The 16,659-nt window shown below is 60.7% G+C and carries 12 protein-coding genes; 3 read left to right on the top strand and 9 right to left on the bottom strand.

What is annotated here, in order from left to right:
* Positions 1-6 precede the first annotated feature (6 nt).
* From J3R75_RS14675 to J3R75_RS14690, 4 genes are all read right to left on the bottom strand, one after another.
* Positions 7-1,122 carry a DNA adenine methylase gene (locus J3R75_RS14675; RefSeq protein ID WP_307262965.1) on the bottom strand — a complete coding sequence of 372 codons (1,116 nt, stop codon included), beginning with the start codon at positions 1,120-1,122 and terminating at the stop codon, positions 7-9.
* Positions 1,123-1,149: 27 nt separating this feature from the next.
* A complete protein-coding gene (locus J3R75_RS14680) occupies positions 1,150-2,313 on the bottom strand; it encodes a mandelate racemase/muconate lactonizing enzyme family protein (RefSeq protein ID WP_307262967.1) in 1,164 nt (387 codons plus the stop codon).
* Between the two features lie 1,409 nt (positions 2,314-3,722).
* Complete coding sequence (locus J3R75_RS14685) at positions 3,723-4,439, bottom strand: DUF1559 family PulG-like putative transporter (RefSeq protein WP_307262970.1); 717 nt, start codon at positions 4,437-4,439, stop codon at positions 3,723-3,725.
* 516 nt (positions 4,440-4,955) lie between these two features.
* Positions 4,956-5,705, bottom strand: coding sequence for a hypothetical protein (locus tag J3R75_RS14690; protein ID WP_307262974.1), 750 nt, complete (start codon positions 5,703-5,705; stop codon positions 4,956-4,958).
* Positions 5,706-5,901: 196 nt separating this feature from the next.
* Between J3R75_RS14690 and J3R75_RS14695 the strand changes: the two genes are divergently transcribed.
* The 3 genes from J3R75_RS14695 to J3R75_RS14705 all read left to right on the top strand — a co-directional run bounded on the left by J3R75_RS14695 (position 5,902) and on the right by J3R75_RS14705 (position 7,579).
* Positions 5,902-6,273, top strand: coding sequence for a hypothetical protein (locus J3R75_RS14695; protein ID WP_307262977.1), 372 nt, complete (start codon positions 5,902-5,904; stop codon positions 6,271-6,273).
* Positions 6,274-6,417: 144 nt separating this feature from the next.
* Complete coding sequence (locus tag J3R75_RS14700; RefSeq protein ID WP_307262978.1) at positions 6,418-6,759, top strand: hypothetical protein; 342 nt, start codon at positions 6,418-6,420, stop codon at positions 6,757-6,759.
* Positions 6,760-6,892: 133 nt separating this feature from the next.
* Complete coding sequence (locus J3R75_RS14705; RefSeq protein ID WP_307262981.1) at positions 6,893-7,579, top strand: DUF1559 family PulG-like putative transporter; 687 nt, start codon at positions 6,893-6,895, stop codon at positions 7,577-7,579.
* Between the two features lie 506 nt (positions 7,580-8,085).
* On the opposite strand, the gene J3R75_RS14710 is transcribed toward J3R75_RS14705, so the two are convergent.
* From J3R75_RS14710 to J3R75_RS14730, 5 genes are all read right to left on the bottom strand, one after another.
* Positions 8,086-10,089 carry a dipeptide ABC transporter ATP-binding protein gene (locus J3R75_RS14710; protein WP_307262984.1) on the bottom strand — a complete coding sequence of 668 codons (2,004 nt, stop codon included), beginning with the start codon at positions 10,087-10,089 and terminating at the stop codon, positions 8,086-8,088.
* 11 nt (positions 10,090-10,100) lie between these two features.
* On the bottom strand, positions 10,101-11,210 hold the full coding sequence (locus J3R75_RS14715) for an ABC transporter permease (RefSeq protein WP_307262987.1): 1,110 nt from the start codon (positions 11,208-11,210) through the stop codon (positions 10,101-10,103).
* A 452-nt stretch (positions 11,211-11,662) separates the two neighbouring features.
* Positions 11,663-12,643, bottom strand: coding sequence for an ABC transporter permease (locus J3R75_RS14720; protein ID WP_307262989.1), 981 nt, complete (start codon positions 12,641-12,643; stop codon positions 11,663-11,665).
* Positions 12,640-14,901 (bottom strand): ABC transporter substrate-binding protein, encoded by a 2,262-nt coding sequence (locus J3R75_RS14725; RefSeq protein WP_307262991.1) that lies wholly within the window; start codon positions 14,899-14,901, stop codon positions 12,640-12,642. Before J3R75_RS14725 ends, J3R75_RS14720 begins: the two co-directional genes overlap by 4 nt.
* A gap of 61 nt (positions 14,902-14,962) precedes the next feature.
* Complete coding sequence (locus J3R75_RS14730) at positions 14,963-16,630, bottom strand: AMP-binding protein (RefSeq protein ID WP_307262993.1); 1,668 nt, start codon at positions 16,628-16,630, stop codon at positions 14,963-14,965.
* Positions 16,631-16,659: the final 29 nt, after the last annotated feature.

Genomic DNA, 16,659 nt, shown 5'->3' on the forward strand with positions numbered 1-16,659 from the left:
CGGCGGTCACTGTTTTTCGACGAGGTAGAGGAATTCGGTGACGTGAATGGCGCGTTGGCGGAGATTGCGGCTGCCGCGGTAGGTGTTGTAGGGGATTTTGAGGAGGGTGACGCGGCCGTGGCGGCGGATTTCGGCGAGGAATTCCCGGTGGGGGATGAATCCCTCGGAGTTATAGGACAGGAGGATGAATTTGGCCTGGCAGGAGCGGATGAGGTCGAAGAGGGCGCCTTTGGCGCGTCGGTGCAGGTTGAAGGGGCTGCGCTGCCAGTTGTCGGGTATGCCCGAGATGGCGCTGAGGTTCTGCGGCCGTTGGTAGTCGCAAAGCAGATTGAGCATGAAGTAATTCGACCCGTAGGGATGCTGGTTGTAGGGCGGATCGAGGTAGGCCAGGTCGAATTCGGGCAGCTGCGGGCAGGGGAAGAAGGTCGTGGCGTCCAGGCGGGTGACGCAGCTGTCGTTGCAGAAATTTGAGAAGAGCGGAAACTGCAACGACATATTCTTGAGGATGCGCCCCAGGGCGTTGTGGCGACGACCGCCGAACTGGCCGGTGCCGTCGGCATTTTTGTAGAAGCCCTTGAAGATGCCTGCGGTGTTGGTGTGGATGGACGCCGCGGCCAGAAGCGGCGCGAGAAAGAATGGCTGGACCTCGTCTGGCAAGGTTGCGATGGCTTGGCGGGCGCTGTCGAGGAAGAGTGCATTCTGGCGGGTATAGAAGACGCGTTCGCCGGGCTGGATGCGCTGATCGTCAGCAGGTGCGTAGAGCTCGCTGATGAAGCCCGGGCGGGGCCCGGCGGCGAGTTGGCGTTGCAGGGTGGCGAAATGCTGGCGGAGGCGGAGGCGGTCAACGACCTCATTGTTGGCCAGGTAGCAGCGGTTGATAACGCTGCAGAAGGGCTCGAGGTCGTTGGCGACGAGGAATTCGGCGTGCTGCTTGAAATAGCGGGCGACCACGCCGCTGCCGGAGAAGAGGTCCAGGCAGCTCAGGCGCTTTTTGCCCAGGCGTTTCTTCACCATGGCGACGGCTTGGCCGATGTGTGCCAGGAGCAGGCGTTTATTGCCGATATAGGTGATGATCTGTTCCTGGAGGAACGCCGGATTTTCGTGTTTTGCGTCCCGTGTCATGCAACAGCCCCCCTGAGTGTGCTGTGACTACCAGTCGCAGATGGCGCCGTCGGGGCGATGGAGGGTCGGCGTGCCGGCGACGATACGGGGGTGCTGGCGGCAAAGGTCCAGATCGAGCTCGATGCCCCAGCCGGGGCCTTTGGGCAGATCGAGGTAGCCGTCTTTGACCTGCAGCGGCGTGGTGATGACCTCGTTGCGCCAGTCGTTGAGGAAGAGCCGCTCCTGGATGAGGAAGTTCGGGGCGACGGCGTCCAGATGCAGCGAGATGGCGGTGATGACGGGACTCATGGGGCAGTGCGGGGCGACGAAGCCGTCAAAGGCCTCGGCCAAATGGGCGATTTTGAGGCCTTCGAGGAGGCCGTGGCAATGCGCCAAGTCGGGCTGAGCGATGCAGATGGCGCGCTTCTCCAGCAGGCGGCGAAATTCCTGCAGGCGGGTAAGGCGTTCACCGGCGGCAATGGGGATGTTGACGCGCTGAGCGACCAGGGCCATGCCCTCTTCGTTTTCAGGTTGGACGGGTTCTTCGTAGAACATGAGATTGAGGTCTTCGAGGGCCTGGCCGACCTGGATGGCCAGTTGGGTGTCATAGCGGCCATGGCCGTCAAAAAGCAGGGGTGCATCAGGACCAACGGCGTTGCGGATGGTCTCGGCCGCGCGACGAATCTGGCGGACGACGCCGCTGTCGCGAATGGGCCAAGTCGGTACCGCGAGGCTGAATTTGAATGCCTGATAGCCGTAGGCGAGGGCCTCGGCGGCCTTGTCTTTGATGACTGCCGGGTCGGTGGCGCCGCCGGACCAGCCATTGGCGTAGACGCGGATGCGATCGCGGCAGGCACCGCCGAGCAGCTCGTAGACGGGCTTGTTGGCGGCTTTGCCGATGATGTCCCAACAGGCCAGTTCAATGCCCGAAATGGCTGAGGCCTTGACGACGCCGCCTTTCCAGAAGCGTTGGCGGATAAGCGCCTGCATGAGGTTGGCGATGCGAGTGGGATCTTTGCCGACAACGATGTCGTTTAGGTCGCTGAGGCAGCCGAGGATGGAGTCGTCGTGGCTTTCCAATGTGGCTTCGCCCAGGCCGCAAATGCCTTCGTCGGTGTGGACGATGATGAAGAAGTAGTTGCGGTTGGACAGTAGGCCGCAACCCGGCGTGGGGGCGCCGACAAGCAGCGGTTCAATGCGGGTGATTTTCATGGCGGGAGTCCTGGGAGGAGGTGGAGAGGGCGCGGGGGTGCAGGGCGCACACGGGTGAGGAGGGGAACTGATCGTGATCGGCAGGAGAAATATAGCCAGCTTTTGCCGCCTGACAGGCCCGACCAAGGAAAATGTGTGGGGATGGCGGGTGGACAGGGTGGACAGGGTGGACAGGGTGGACAGGGTGGACAGGGTGGACAGGGTGGACAGGGTGGACAGGGTGGACAGGGTGGACAGCAACGATGCTTTGCGCGGCAGAAACGGCGCCGAGGTCGTTTTGCAACTACAGACTTATGTCTGCATGTGAGCTTTGGTAGCCGGAGGTGCTGCGGGAATAAGGCATGAGAAAGCAGGCCGCTTGTGATTTTTATAGCATTATGGCAGAGGCGATGTGATTATTATTGCGTAAAACGCATAAACGCTATGCTTTTCTAATCCATCACTCATTGCTACCAGCCGTTTGCTGACGATAGTTGAGCCAGAAAAACACGCTGAAAGCGTGCGACATCGCAAGCAAGGAAAGTGAGTTCTATTGCCTCTTTGGCCCCAGTCAGCTTTGCCGACTGGGGCCGAATGGGCCGAGGAATACGAACATAGTCGCCGTTTTCTCCAGGGCTGCGCGCGCCTGCAGCGCGCTTGGAGTTTGGCATTTTGCGGCTCGGGAAAACCTTCCGGCTCTGGTCGGTTTTGAGCCGGAACGGAGAAAAACTGGCTTGGCTTTGGTGCGCCGTAGGCGCACTACTATGCTTAACCCCAGGCTTCAGCCTGGGGTGGACAACCACCACAAAACAGTGCCTCGTAGAGGCACTACAGTTTTGGCGTCCAAGGTGCATGTCGCTGCTGTTTTCGTTCTAGGGGTGAGAGAGAAAATGGTTGATAGCAAGCCGTTTTTTCGATGTTCCAAGATGGGGTTCCGGCTATACTGCCAGTTGGCACTGCTGGCGCAGTCGGTAGATCAAAAAGAACATTTTTCAGAGTCCTTGGCGAAAGTCAGGCAAAGTAGTGCCTCTACGAGGCACGGATTCCGGGAGGGAGCCATTTCCCCAGGCTAAAGCCTGGGGTTAAGCATGGTTAAGCGCCTACGGCGCAATGTCGAGTTTTGTCAAACTCCAGGCGCGCCTGCAGCGCGCTTGGTTCCGCCTGCTGCTGTGTCGTCTGTCACGGCGGGGGAGGGCAATGAAGCGTGCGAGGGTACGGCGGAATTCGTTTGCGGGGTTTTGCGAGAAGCGGCTGGAAGCCGCTGCTACTTTGGCTGCGCGCGCGTACGGCCTGCGCCATGGCCGGGAAATGGAAAGCCCCCACGCAACATGGGTTGTGGGGTAGAAGCCGGGAAATGGAAAGCCCCCGCGCAGCTTGCGTTGCGCGGGGGCTTGGAGCTAAGTGTCAGGCGTGCTTAGGCACGCTGGGACTTAGTAGCTGGAGCCGGTGTAGCGGGGGTTCCAGAACTGGCTGCTCGGGAGGGTCGCGGTGTCACTGACTTTGCCACCGGAAACCGTCATGTCTGCGCCGGGGATGGCGGACACTTTGACCGTGCCGACGTGGCCGTCACCGTAGGTAACGTTGCTGGACTCGCTGTGACGGGCCCAGATTTTGGGATTATTAGCGCTAGTATTTTTTGCCACGGCGGTGTGTTTTTCAATAAAGTGAGTAAGCTTGATGCTATTGTCCGCATTGGCCTCAATGATCATGGCCGTGGTGGAGGGGCTGACGTAGCTGCTGTCAGTCAAACCACCGCAGGCGGCGTTCATGCCGTAGTGGGTGATGATGTCAGCCGCGGCGGACGTCGGGCCGTCGCCGTCTTTGGTCCAAGCGTTCTTGGAGCAGCTGCCGCAGTTGAAGGACTTGATGTCGCCAACGTAGGGGGCAACCAAGAGCTGCCAGGCCAGAGTGCCGTTCTTGGCGTAGGGGGTCGAGACAGCAGCGGCGGCTTCGTAGTAGAGGCCGCTGTTCTGGTTGTCGTCGATGTACATACGGGCGCCGAGGCCGATCTGCTTCATGTTGCTGGTGCAGGAGATTTGGCGGGCCTTTTCGCGGGCTTTCGCCAGGGCAGGCAGCAGCATGGCGGCCAGGATGGCGATGATCGCGATAACAACCAACAGTTCAATCAGTGTAAAGGCTTTCTTCATTGTGGGTGGCTCCTTTCGAGACATTTTTTACAAGGGGGGGACTTTGGGGAACTTTGCGCAGGCCTTACGGACCGCACGACTTGATAGAGAAGAGATTTCAGAAGAAGAACCGGATCTAGTCTTGCCCTTTCTTTGGTTGAGAACCGTTCGTGTGCTCCAAAAATTGCCTGATTGCTTGTTCTAGGCTCTCAGTCACCCTCTCCTTTTCAACCTCTTCTGACTGACGCCCCATATTATACGAAAGTATTACGAGCGCAACAAGGGCAGAAGCAAAAAAAGTTATGTAGAGGAAACTTTTTGCGGACTATTTGCCTGTAGGAGCCTGACGGAAAAAATTAGCAGCGTGGAAATATAATATCTTAAGTTACTCAGGGAGAGTAGGTTGGTGGAAGAATGCAGGCTTGTTGGTCAAGCCGTTGGCGTCTAGCATTGAGGCTAAAACCAGCAGGATATTTCGTAATTGGTATTATTTCATTTATTTGATAATTACTGCAATTCTTTGTCTAATTCATTTATTTACTGGAACTTATAGTCTGAGAAGGTGACATTGATGCGTTGGGGGATGGCCATGCCGGCGGGGGCGATTTTGAGTGATTGGGTGATGATCATCATGGCTGGGCACTGGATGGTGCCGGTTGCACCGGTGGCGGTGATGGGGTCATGGCGAAGCTGCACCCAGACGGCGCTTTTGTCGCTGAAATCGAAGCGGAGTTCGGGGATGACCTTGCTATCCTTGCTGACTTTGAAGAGGGCGCGGGTGACGCTGAGATTGCCGAAGAGTTGTTCGCTGGGTGCTTTGACGCTGAACATGGGGGCGTTGGCGTCGGCTTTTTCCAGGTTGAGTTGCTCGTGGTCCTTGAGGTGGGCGGCGGCTTTGGCGAGGGCGCCGAGGGTCATGTCGGCCAGGGCTTTGGAGATGCCGCTGCTGTCGAGGAGCTGATTGGCCTGAGATTCCATCATTTGGCGCATCTGTTCGTCGGGGACATTGAGAACAGCTTTGGTGGAAAACTGGCCATTTTTAGCACTGAAGACGAAGTGCTTGATGTCAATCATGACGGGAAAGCCCATCTGCTGGGATTTTTGGGCGACGGCGGTCTGCAGGAGTTTTGCGATCTCAGGCGAGACCATGTTGACGGTGAAGGATTTGCTGAAGAGCTGTTCGTAGCCGTTGGCGGCGCTGGTTAGCAGCTCCCTGTCCTGGTCATCCAGGGCGAGGACAGAGAAGGTCAGGGATAGGGCGACGAATGCAGTCAACAGGCGTGTCATGATGTTCCCTCGGGTGGTGGTGTGGATTGGGGCAAGCGGCTGCGTAGGCAGCCCGTCCTTGTTTGGTCGCGCATTGTTTTAGCATGGCGCATGGCGATTGTCAAGCAGGGCGGCGGAGCGTTTTTTGTCTCACGCGAAGGCGCGAAGGCGCGAAGAAGGCGTTTTTATCCGCAGATTACGCAGATGAACGCAGATTATGGCGGCATGTCTTGCCGCTGCGCGGCAAGTCACGCCGCCGGCTTTAAGGCGCTTTTTTGTCTCACGCGAAGGCGCGCAGGCGCGGTCGTTCTGTGGCCCACGGCTTGCCGTGGGCTTTTTTGTCTCACGCGAAGGCGCGAAGACGCGAAGAAGGCGTTTTTATCCGCAGATTACGCAGATGAACGCAGATTATGGCGGCATGTCTTGCCGCTGCGCGGCAAGTCACGCCGCCGGCTTTAAGGCGCTATTTTGTCTCACGCGCAGGCGCGAAGACGCGAAGAAGGCGTTTTTATCCGCAGATTACGCAGATGAACGCAGATTATGGCGGCATGTCTTGCCGCTGCGCGGCAAGTCACGCCGCCGGCTTTAAGGCGCTATTTTGTCTCACGCGCTGGCGCGCAGGCGCGGTCGTTCTGTGGCCCACGGCTTGCCGTGGGCTTTTTTGTCTCACGCGAAGGCGCGAAGGCGCGAAGAAGGCGTTTTTATCCGCAGATTACGCAGATGAACGCAGATTATGGCGGCATGTCTTGCCGCTGCGCGGCAAGTCACGCCGCCGGCTTTAAGGCGCTATTTTGTCTCACGCGAAGGCGCGAAGACGCGGTCGTTCTGTGGCCCACGGCTTGCCGTGGGCTTTTTTGTCTCACGCGAAGGCGCGAAGGCGCGAAGAAGGCGTTTTTATCCGCAGATTACGCAGATGAACGCAGATTATGGCGGCATGTCTTGCCGCTGCGCGGCAAGTCACGCCGCCGGCTTTAAGGCGCTATTTTGTCTCACGCGCAGGCGCGCAGGCGCGCAGGCGCGCAGGCGCGCAGGCGCGCAGACGGCATTTTTGGAAAATGCGATTATTTTTGCATGAAGAAGAAAATTAGTCATGGTTATCAAGCATGACTCCTTGTTATGCGTTATATAATTGTGTATACTGAAGCCATTGTCAGAGAGTCAGTGATACCATCCAACGGCATATAGATACCAATAAGGAGAAATCGTCGATGACCAGAAAAGTCCTACATTTTACCCTAATTGAACTCTTGGTGGTGATTGCGATCATTGCCATTTTGGCGGCGATGCTGTTGCCGGCCTTAAGCAAGGCGCGGGAGAAGGCGCGGGCGATATCCTGCGCATCGAATCTGAAGCAGGTCGGGCTGGGCGTGATGATGTACAGCAACGATCATGACGATAGCATTGTCCCGGGTGCTTTCCGGCGGGCGCCCGCATATGCGGACGCGTCGGGGTCGACGAACTGGGACACGGCGTTGCGGGAGTTTAATTACGTTGGTGACAACAAGGCGTTTTTCTGTCCGAGTGTGACCGCGGCCATTACGGCGCCTCAAGAAGGCGGCTATGGTTGCAATTTGCGCCATGTGATGGCGGACTGCAATTGGAGCGCCAATATGGTGCATATGTCCAAGATCACGCGGCCGTCGGGGGTGCTGTCGGTGCTTGAGAGTACACAGGTGGCAGAGATGACGCGCGGGTACCGCTTTACATTCTGTACGGCAACGGGTTGTGCGGCCTATCCGACCTGGGCGCCCGGGACTGGCGCGCCGTATTTTGCTATCTCGCAACGGCATGGTATGAGCAACAACGGCCTGTATATCGATGGACACGTCGGAGGCAACAAGTACCAAGGGCTGAGGACAAATGGAGACGACTGCTTCGGCCATACGACGAAGTAAGCCCGTCCTCGAGACTTTTTCCTCACGCGAAGGCGCGGTCGTTCTGTGGACCACGGCTTGCCGTGGGCTTTTTTGTCTCACGCGAAGACGCGAAGGCGCGAAGAAGGCGTTTTTATCCGCAGATTACGCAGATGAACGCAGATTATGGCGGCGTGTCTTGCCGCTGCGCGGCAAGTCACGCCGCCGGCTTTAAGGCGCTATTTTGTCTCACGCGAAGGCGCGGTCGTTCTGTGGCCCACGGCTTGCCGTGGGCTTTTTTGCCTCACGCGAAGACGCGAAGGCGCGGTCGTTCTATGGCCCACGGCTTGCCGTGGGCTTTTTTGCCTCACGCGAAGGCGCGAAGGCGCGAAGAAGGCGTTTTTATCCGCAGATTACGCAGATGAACGCAGATTATGGCGGCTTGTCTTGCCGCTGCGCGGCAAGTCAGGCCGCCGGCTATAAGGCGCTATTTTTGTCTCACGCGAAGGCGCGGTCGTTCCGTGGCCCACGGCTTGCCGTGGGCTTTATCAGCGTTGTGGGAAGAGGCAGTGGCAGTGGTGGGTCGGTGAGAGGGCGGTTTGCGGCGGCATGGCCTGTTGGCATTGGTCTTGGGCGATGGGGCAGCGGGTGTGGAATGGGCAGCCAGTGGGTGGGCTGGCGGGGCTGGGGACGTCGCCGCTGAGGCGCGGCGCAGGCCTTGTCGCATCGCTGCCGTCGATATGTGGTGCGGCGGCGAGTAGGGCGCGGGTATATGGGTGTGCGGGGGTATCGAGGACCTCGTGGGCGAGGCCTTCTTCGACGACATGGCCGAGGTACATGACGGCGACGCGGTCGGCGAGGTAGCCGACGACGCTGAGGTCGTGGGTGATGAAGAGGTACGCGAGGTGGAATTCGTGTTGGATGTCCTTGAGCAGATTGAGAATTTGGGCTTGGACGGAGACATCGAGGGCGCTGGTGCATTCATCGCAGATGACGACGTCGGGTTCGACGGCGAGGGCGCGGGCCAAGCCGATGCGCTGGCGCTGGCCGCCAGAGAACTGGTGCGGGTAGCGGCCGAGGGCGGCGGCGGGGAGGCCGACTTTGGCCATGATGGCTTCGGCGCGGGCGCGGCGTTCGGCGGCGTTGGCGCCGATGCGGTGTGCGTCCATGCCTTCGGTGATGCTTTCGCCGATGGTGAGGCGGGGATTGAGGCTGGAGAAGGGATCCTGGAAGATCATCTGGATGCGCTTGCGCACGGCATGCATGGCGTGGTGGTCGAGGGCGAGGACGTCGCCCGCGCCGCTGAGGACGGCCGCGCCGGCGGTGGCTTTGGCGAGGCGGACGAGCGCTTTGCCAACGGTGGTCTTGCCGCAGCCGGATTCGCCGACGAGGGCGAGGGTCTCGCCGCGGCGGAGCTGGAGACTGACGCCATCAACAGCGCGGACATGCCCTTGGACGCGGCTAAGGAAGCCGTGGTGGATGGGGAACCAGACGCGGAGATCGCGGATGTCCAGAAGGAGCTCGCCGGTGGCGATGGCGGGGATGGCGTCGGCGGGGATGGCTGCGGCCATGGCTTGGGTGGCGAAATGGCAGGCGGCGAGGTGCGCTTCGCCGACGGTGGTGTTGGCGGGGCGTTCGTCGCGGCAGCGTGGTTGGGCGAGTGGGCAGCGGGGCGCGAAGGGGCAGCCGGGGCCGATGTCGCTGAGTTTTGGGACGCTGCCGCTGATGCTGGCCAGGCGTTGGCCGCGCTGGCCGCTGTGGGGCAGCGAGCGCAGGAGCAGGCGCGTGTAAGGGTGGGCTGGCCGCGCGAAGAGCTCGTCGCGTGGGGCTTGTTCGACAATGCTGCCGGCGTACATGACGGCGATGCGGTCGGCCTGCTCGCGGACTAGAGCGAGGTTGTGGGTGATGAGCAGTACGGCGGTGCCGTATTCGTGGCGTAGGCGGGCAATGAGGTCCATGATCTGCGCCTGGACGGTGACGTCAAGGGCGGTGGTGGGTTCGTCGGCGATGAGCAGTTCGGGCTGACAGGCGAGAGCGATGGCGATCATCACGCGCTGGCGCATGCCGCCGGAGAGCTGGTGCGGGTAGTCGTCGTGGCGACTGGCGGGGTCGGGGATACCGACCTTGTCTAGAAGGGCGATGGCTTGCACGCGGGCGTCTTTGGCGCTGATGCCGCGGTGCAGGCGGAGGACTTCGGCGATCTGCCAGCCGACGGTGAGCACGGGATTGAGCGCGGTCATGGGCTCCTGGAAGATCATGGAGATGCGGTTGCCGCGGATTTGCCGCAGCTGGGCGTCGTTCATGCCGAGGACATCCTGGCCGTGAAAGAGGATGTGGCCCTGTTCGACGAGGGCGGCGGGACGCGGAAGCAGCCCGAGGATGGACAGCGCGGTGACGGATTTGCCAGAGCCGGATTCGCCGACGAGCGCGAGCATCTCGCCGGGGGCCATGCTGAAGCTGGCGCCGTCGACGGCGGGGACGCGTGCGGGGCCCTGTCGAAAACTGACATGGAGGTCCTGGACGTCGATGAGTTGTTTTGGCTGATTGTTCATGGTAGCGGAGGTCATTGGGTGCGGAGGCGGGGGTCGAGGGCGTCGCGGACGGCGTCGGCGAAGATATTGGCGGGGAGGACGAGGCCGATCATGAAGGCGAAGGCCGTGGTCAGTTTCCACCAGATGACGGGATCGCGGGTGAGTTCGGTGCGGGCGTCGTTGATCATGCTGCCCCAGGACATAGTGTCGGCGCCGACGCCGATGCCGAGGTAGGTCAGGGCGGCTTCGGCAAGGACTTCGCTGGAGAAACGCAGCACGGTGGTGATCAGCACGATGTGCAGCAGGTTGGGGACGATGTGCCGGCTGAGGATGCGCCAGACGGGCACGCCAGTGGCGGTGGCAGCCTGGACGAAGTCGGCGTCGCGGAGGCGGAGGGTTTCGCCGCGGAGGAGGCGGTAGAGGCCGGTCCAGGAGGCGATGCCCATGGCGAGGCAGAGCTGGGGGAGGCCTTGGCCAAAGATGATCATGAAGGCGGCGATGAACAGCACGGTGGGGATGGAGCTGAGGACGGCGCAGAGGTACTGCGCGGCGTCATCGAGCCAGCCGCCGAAGTAGCCGGCGCAGACGCCGAAGAGGATGGCGAAGGGTACGGCGAGGAGAGTAGTGAGCAGGCCGATGATCATGCCGGTACGGATGCTTTTCAGGCCCTGGTAGAAGACGTCCATGCCGACGCGGTCGGTGCCCATGAGGTGCCGGCGCGGGTGATTGAGCGGCGGGCGGACGCGTTGGGCGCGGCCGTCGGGACCGATGTCGGTGACGGCGCTGAACTGACGGTCGCTGAAAGGCGCGGAGTAGGTCTTTTCGCGCATGCCGCGGATGGGCTTGAGCAGCGCGTCGAGTGCGGAAGCGCCCTGGTCGTAGACGACCGCGCCGGTTTGGGTGTGGCGGGCGACGTCGCCGGTCTCGGGGTTGATGACGGGCCGCCGCCAGCCGACGCTGTCGAGGACGGCGATGCCACCGTAGAGGGCGAGGATGGCGAAGCTGGCCAGCGCGAGGCGGTTGTGGCGGATTTCGCGCGCGGCGATGCGCCAGGTCTCGCGGCGGCTGAGCTGCCAGGCGCTGGCGGCCAGCACCAGGAGGAGCGCAATGGTGATACTGTTCTGTAGAAGCCAGTAATGCATTTTTAAGTTCTATCCGCAGATTACACAGATTAACACAGATTTGTTAAAGAAAGTAAGGATAGTCTTTTGGAGAAGGGATGGTTTTTGTGTGGGGGGATTTTTTTATCCACAGATTACACAGATTAACACAGATTTTTTTCTATCCACAGATTACACAGATTAACACAGATTATTTTTTAGGAGGATAGTCTTTTGGAGAAGGGATGGTTTTTGTAGGGGGGGTATTTTTTTATCCACAGATTACGCAGATTAACACAGATTATTTTTGGGTGTGTCTTTTGGTGGTGGCAGGCGGGGGAAGTTTTGCATTGGGTACGTTTTTATGTGACTTCTGTGGCAAAAAGGGCAAACACGTAGGTCTATCTCTACGCCAAACAACTATCTAAAAGAAATCTGTGTTAATCTGTGTAATCTGTGGAAAAAAATAATCTGTGGATAGAAAAAAATGGTGGTTATTCGAGTCTGACGCGTGGGTCGACGACGGCGTAGCAGATGTCGGTGAGGACGAGGCCGGTGAGGTAGAGGACGGAGCCGAGGAAAACCATGGCGCGGACGACGGCGAAGTCCTGGGTGTTGATGGCCATGATGGTGTAGCCGCCGAGACCAGGGATGCTGAAGAAATTTTCCAGCAGCATATTTCCCATGATGAGCATAAGCAGCTGAATGGGCACGTTGGTGAGGATGGGTATGAGGGCGTTTTTGAGGACGTGGAGGAAGAGAACGCGGCTTTCGGGGAGGCCTTTGGCGCGGGCGGTGCGGACGTAGTCGCGGTTGATTTCTTCGAGGAACAGAGTGCGGTAGAGGCGGATGCCGCCGCCGATATTGCCGATGATGCCGACGACGACGGGCAGCGCCAGGAATTTGAGCATATCGCGGCCCGGGAGGAAGCCCGATACGGGCACAAGGCGGAGGATTTTGGCGAAGAGGAATTGTCCAGCAATGATGTAGATGAGGGTGGAGATGGACATGGTGAGGACGCAGATGAGCTGCACGCCGAGGTCGATGCGGTCGCCGCGGCGGGCGGTGACGAGCATGGCGACGAGGATGTTTACGAGCATACTGCCGGCAAAAATGGGTAAGGTTATGCACAGTGACGGCGCGATTCGGCGGCGGATTTCGGCGCCGATGGGCTCGAGGGTCATGTCCGAGCGGCCGAAGTTGCCCCAGAACATGGCGGCGCTTTTCTGCCAAAAGATGGTATCGCTGAGCACGGCGAGGCCGGTGGCGGCGGTGTTGAGGAAGCGTGGGCGGTCGTAGCCGCGGGCTTCTTGCCAGCGCTGGACCTGCTCGGGGTTGGCGGCCTTGTCGCCGAGGGCCTGGCGGGCCATATCGTCGGGAGTATTGACCAGAAAGAAGAGGAGGAAGACGAGGATATTGACGCCGATGAGGGTCGGAATGACGTAGAGGATGCGTCTGAGGAGGTACGCGGTCATGGCAGGTCCTCCCGTTTGCTGCAGAGGATCATAGCGCTGGCAGCGACGGCGACGATGCCCAGGGCGGCGTAGATGCCGGCGAGGCGCGGGCGGTTCCAGTCGCGCTGGCGCTGCTGGCGCTGGGCGGCGTCAATGCGGCGGTATTTGAGGAAAGATTTGGACATTTCGTGTGGCTGGTAGTTATGCAGCCATGCGTGGGTGAGGATGAAATTTTTGGGATGGAAGCCCCAGCAGCACGGCGCGTCTTCCTGGAGGATACGGGTTGCTTGCTGGATGAGTGCGAGGCGTTCGGGTCCGTCGGCCATGGATTCGAGTTGTTTGAAGACTGCGTCGAAGGCCTCGGAGCTGTAGTTGACGTAGTTGGCGCCACGGCCGCCGCTGTTGACGACGCCATTGGCGCTGTAGAAGAGGAAGAGGAAGTTTTCGGGGTCGGGGTAATCGGCGAGCCAGCCTTTGTTGAAGATGATCTGCCAGTTGCCGGTGTTGACCTTGTCTCGCCAGCGGTTGAGGTCCGATGGGCGTTCCTGGATGTTGATGCCGAGGAGATCGAAGCGCTGGCGGAGCCATTGGAATTGTGCTTTGAAGGCAGACTGGCCGGCGCTGGCGTGGTCGAGGAAGAGGGTGAGGGGCGCGCCGTCGGGGCCGATGCCATTGGGGTAGCCGGCGTCGGCGAGGAGCTTGCGGGCGTCGTCGATGGGTCGGCGGCGCGGGGTTTGGCGCAGGTCGTCCCAGGTATCGACGAAGGGGTTGACGCCGGTGGGGCCGTCGGCTGGTGCGCCGGTGATGCCGGGCGGGATGACGGATTGGGCGACCACGCCGCGGCCATTGAGGAAGATATCAATGAACTCCTGGTAGTCGAGGGCGATGGAAATGGCCTGGCGGAGTTTCTTTTGGCGGGGACTGTTGCCGCCGACGACGGGGTCGAGCATATTGAAGCCGAAGTAGAAGATGGTCGGGGCGACGCCGGTGTTGAGGCGAATGCCGCGCTGGATCATGTCCTGGGAGAGAGCGAGTTCGCCGTTGGGGTTCATGGCGACGGCGGCGTCGAACATGTCATTGGGGATGCCGCTGTTGTCGTAGTAGCCTTGGAGGAATTTGATCCAGGTGGGGATTGCCTCGCGTTCGAACTGGAAGACGACGCGTTTGATGAATGGGGTGGTTTTGCCGGCGTCGTTGAGAAGGCCGGCGTGGCGGTCGTCGTCGCTGCCGTCATTGGGGTATGGCTCGTGGCGGAAGTTTGGGTTTTTGACGATGGTGACGTGGTCTGCGGGGGCGCACTCGTGCATCATGTAGGCGCCAGTGCCGACGGGCCAGTTTTTTAGGCTGAGTCGCGCGTCCATGACGGCGGGCTGATGGTAGAAGGCGAGGGCCTCCCAGGGCATGGGCGCGAAGAAATGCATAGCCAGCCAATAGATGGCCTGGGGATATTTGCGCGAGAGGACGAGGCGGAAGCGGTGCTGGTCAATGACCTGCAGTCCGGCCAGGTCGTAGCGGCGATAGTCGGGTAGGACGGGGTGCATGCCGATGTCGCGGCCGTCGCGGCTGGCGTCTGCTTCGAGGGTGGCAACGTCGTTTTTGAGTTGCGCGGAGCAGTCGTCCATGCCGAGAATGAAGGACTTGAGGGTGGAATAGACGGGGGAAGCCAGGCGGGTGTCGCAGAGGCGAACGAGGGCGACCTTGAAATCCTCGGCGTGGAGCTCGCGGCTGTCTTGCGCCGGGAAATCGCCGATGCGGCGGAAACCTTTGAGGTCGCGCGGGGTGAGCTGCTGATAATGTGGCGTGCCGTCGCTGTTTTTGGCGAAGCACGGGTGTGGCTGGTAGCGGATGCCGGGTATGAGCTCGATGTCGTATTCAACGCGGGCGACCTGCTCGGGTGGGGGATCGCCGCTGAGGGTCGCGCCGTCGTGGCCGATGTAGCGCGGCACGGGGATGGCGCTGGCCAGCATGGGGCAGAGCTCGTAGGGGCGGCGCAGGTAGTGGTAACTCAAGGGCATCTCGACGATGCTGTCAAGAATCTCCCCTTCGTGGACGTAGTAGGACACGGCGGGATCGAGGCTCTTGATGCTGCTGCTGTAGCTGGTGAAGAAAGTCTCGTCTGCGGCCATGCCGGCTGGCCAGGGGTCGTTGGTGGCGCTGAAGGCGAGGATGGCGGCGATGAGCAGCGCCAGCAGCGGCGGCAGCGCGCCGAGCAGCCAGCGGCGGCGGCGCGGCTGGCGGCGGCGCGGCGCACTTTGGTCTGGCGCGGTTTGGCTGCTCATGGTCGGTCCTTGTCGGTAGAGGCTGCGGGCTTGGAGGCGGCGCGGCGCTATTGTTGGCGAATCAGGCGTGGTCTTTTTCGCGGATGCTCTTGCGCATGATTTTTCCGGAGATGCTTTTGGGTAGCGCGTCGACGAATTCGACGATGCGGGGGTACTTATATGGCGCGGTGCTGTGTTTGACGTGTTCCTGGAGGGCCTTGGCCAGTTCGGGGGTGGGCTCGTAGCCGCGGTTTTTGGCGAGGACGATGGTCGCTTTGACGACTTGGCCGCGGACGGGGTCGGGCGCGGCGGTGACGGCGCATTCGAGGACGGCGGGGTGTTCCATGAGGGCGCTTTCGACTTCGAAGGGGCCGATGCGGTAGCCGGAGCATTTGATGACGTCGTCATTGCGGCCGAGGAACCAGATGTAGCCGTCTTCGTCGCGCCAGGCGACATCGCCGGTGCTGTAGTTGCCGTCCTGCCAGGAACGGGCCATGGCGTCGGGATCGCGGTAGTATTCGCGGAAGAGACCGACGAAGCGTTCTTTGGCGGCGTTGCGGATAATGATGGTGCCTTCGCTGCCGTCTTCGCAGGGTCGGCCCTGCTCGTCAAGCAGTTCGAGGTCATAGACGGGGGCGAATTTGCCGGTTGAGCCGGGTTTGATGGGGAACCAGGGGAAGTTGGCGATAAGCACGGATGACTCGGTCTGGCCGAAGCCCTCGACCAAAGGCAAGCCGGTGAGTTTGAGCCACTGGTTGTAGACTTCGGGGTTGAGGGGCTCGCCGGCGATAGAGCACTGTTTGATGCTGCTGAAGTCGTAGTCGGCGAGGTTTTCCTTGATGAGGAAGCGGTAGATAGTCGGCGGCGCGCAGAAGGTGGTCAGGCGCATTTTCTGGATAATGCGGAGCATTTTCTGGGGGACGAAGTGGTCCATGTCGTAGGCGGCGATGACCGCGCCGCAGAGCCACTGGCCGTAGATTTTGCCCCAGCCGAATTTTGCCCAGCCGGAATCGGATGCGGTCATGTGGAGTTTGCCATCCTGGACGCCCTGCCAGTATTTGGCGGTGACGATATGGCCGAGGGGGTAAGTGAAGTCGTGCAGGACCATCTTGGGCATGCCGGCGGTGCCGGACGAGAAATAGATGAGCATAGTGTCATGCAGGCAGGCGAGGGCCTCGCCAGTGGGCTTCTGCCAGCTGGTGGGCATGGCCTGGTAGCCGCGGCGGAAATCGAGCCAGTTGGCCGGGAGCTTATCGCCGACGCCGGCGACGTTTTTGACGGACGGCGCCTGGGGCAGCGCTGCGCGGATGTAGCCGGCCAGTTCGGCGTCGTCGATGGCGACGATCATGGCGACGGTGGCGGCGTTGCAGCGGTAGACGATGTCTTTAGTGGTGAGCTGGTAGGTCGCCGGGATGACCACGGCGCCGATTTTATGCAGGGCGATCATGGCGATCCACACGTCGACGCGCTGTTTGAGGATGAGCATGACGACGTCGCCCTTGCGGATGCCCTGGCTGACGAACCAATTGGCGGCCTGGTTGGAGAGGCGTTTGAGGTCGCCGAAGCTGTAGTTTTCCTGGATTTCGTGGTCGTCGATCCAGGCGAGGGCGGGCTTGTCGTCCTGCTGCTCGGCCCAGGCGTCCATGACGTCGTAGGCGAAATTGAAGGTGGTGGGGATGGTCACGCGATAGTTGGCTTTGAAGTCCTCGTAAGAGTTGAAGTCCTGTCGCGGCAAGAATTTTTCGAGCATCACTGGTCTCCGGTGCGAAGGCGTGTCGT

Origin of the sequence: Oligosphaera ethanolica, from assembly GCF_030814695.1 — a bacterium.
GTDB lineage: Bacteria > Verrucomicrobiota > Lentisphaeria > Oligosphaerales > Oligosphaeraceae > Oligosphaera > Oligosphaera ethanolica.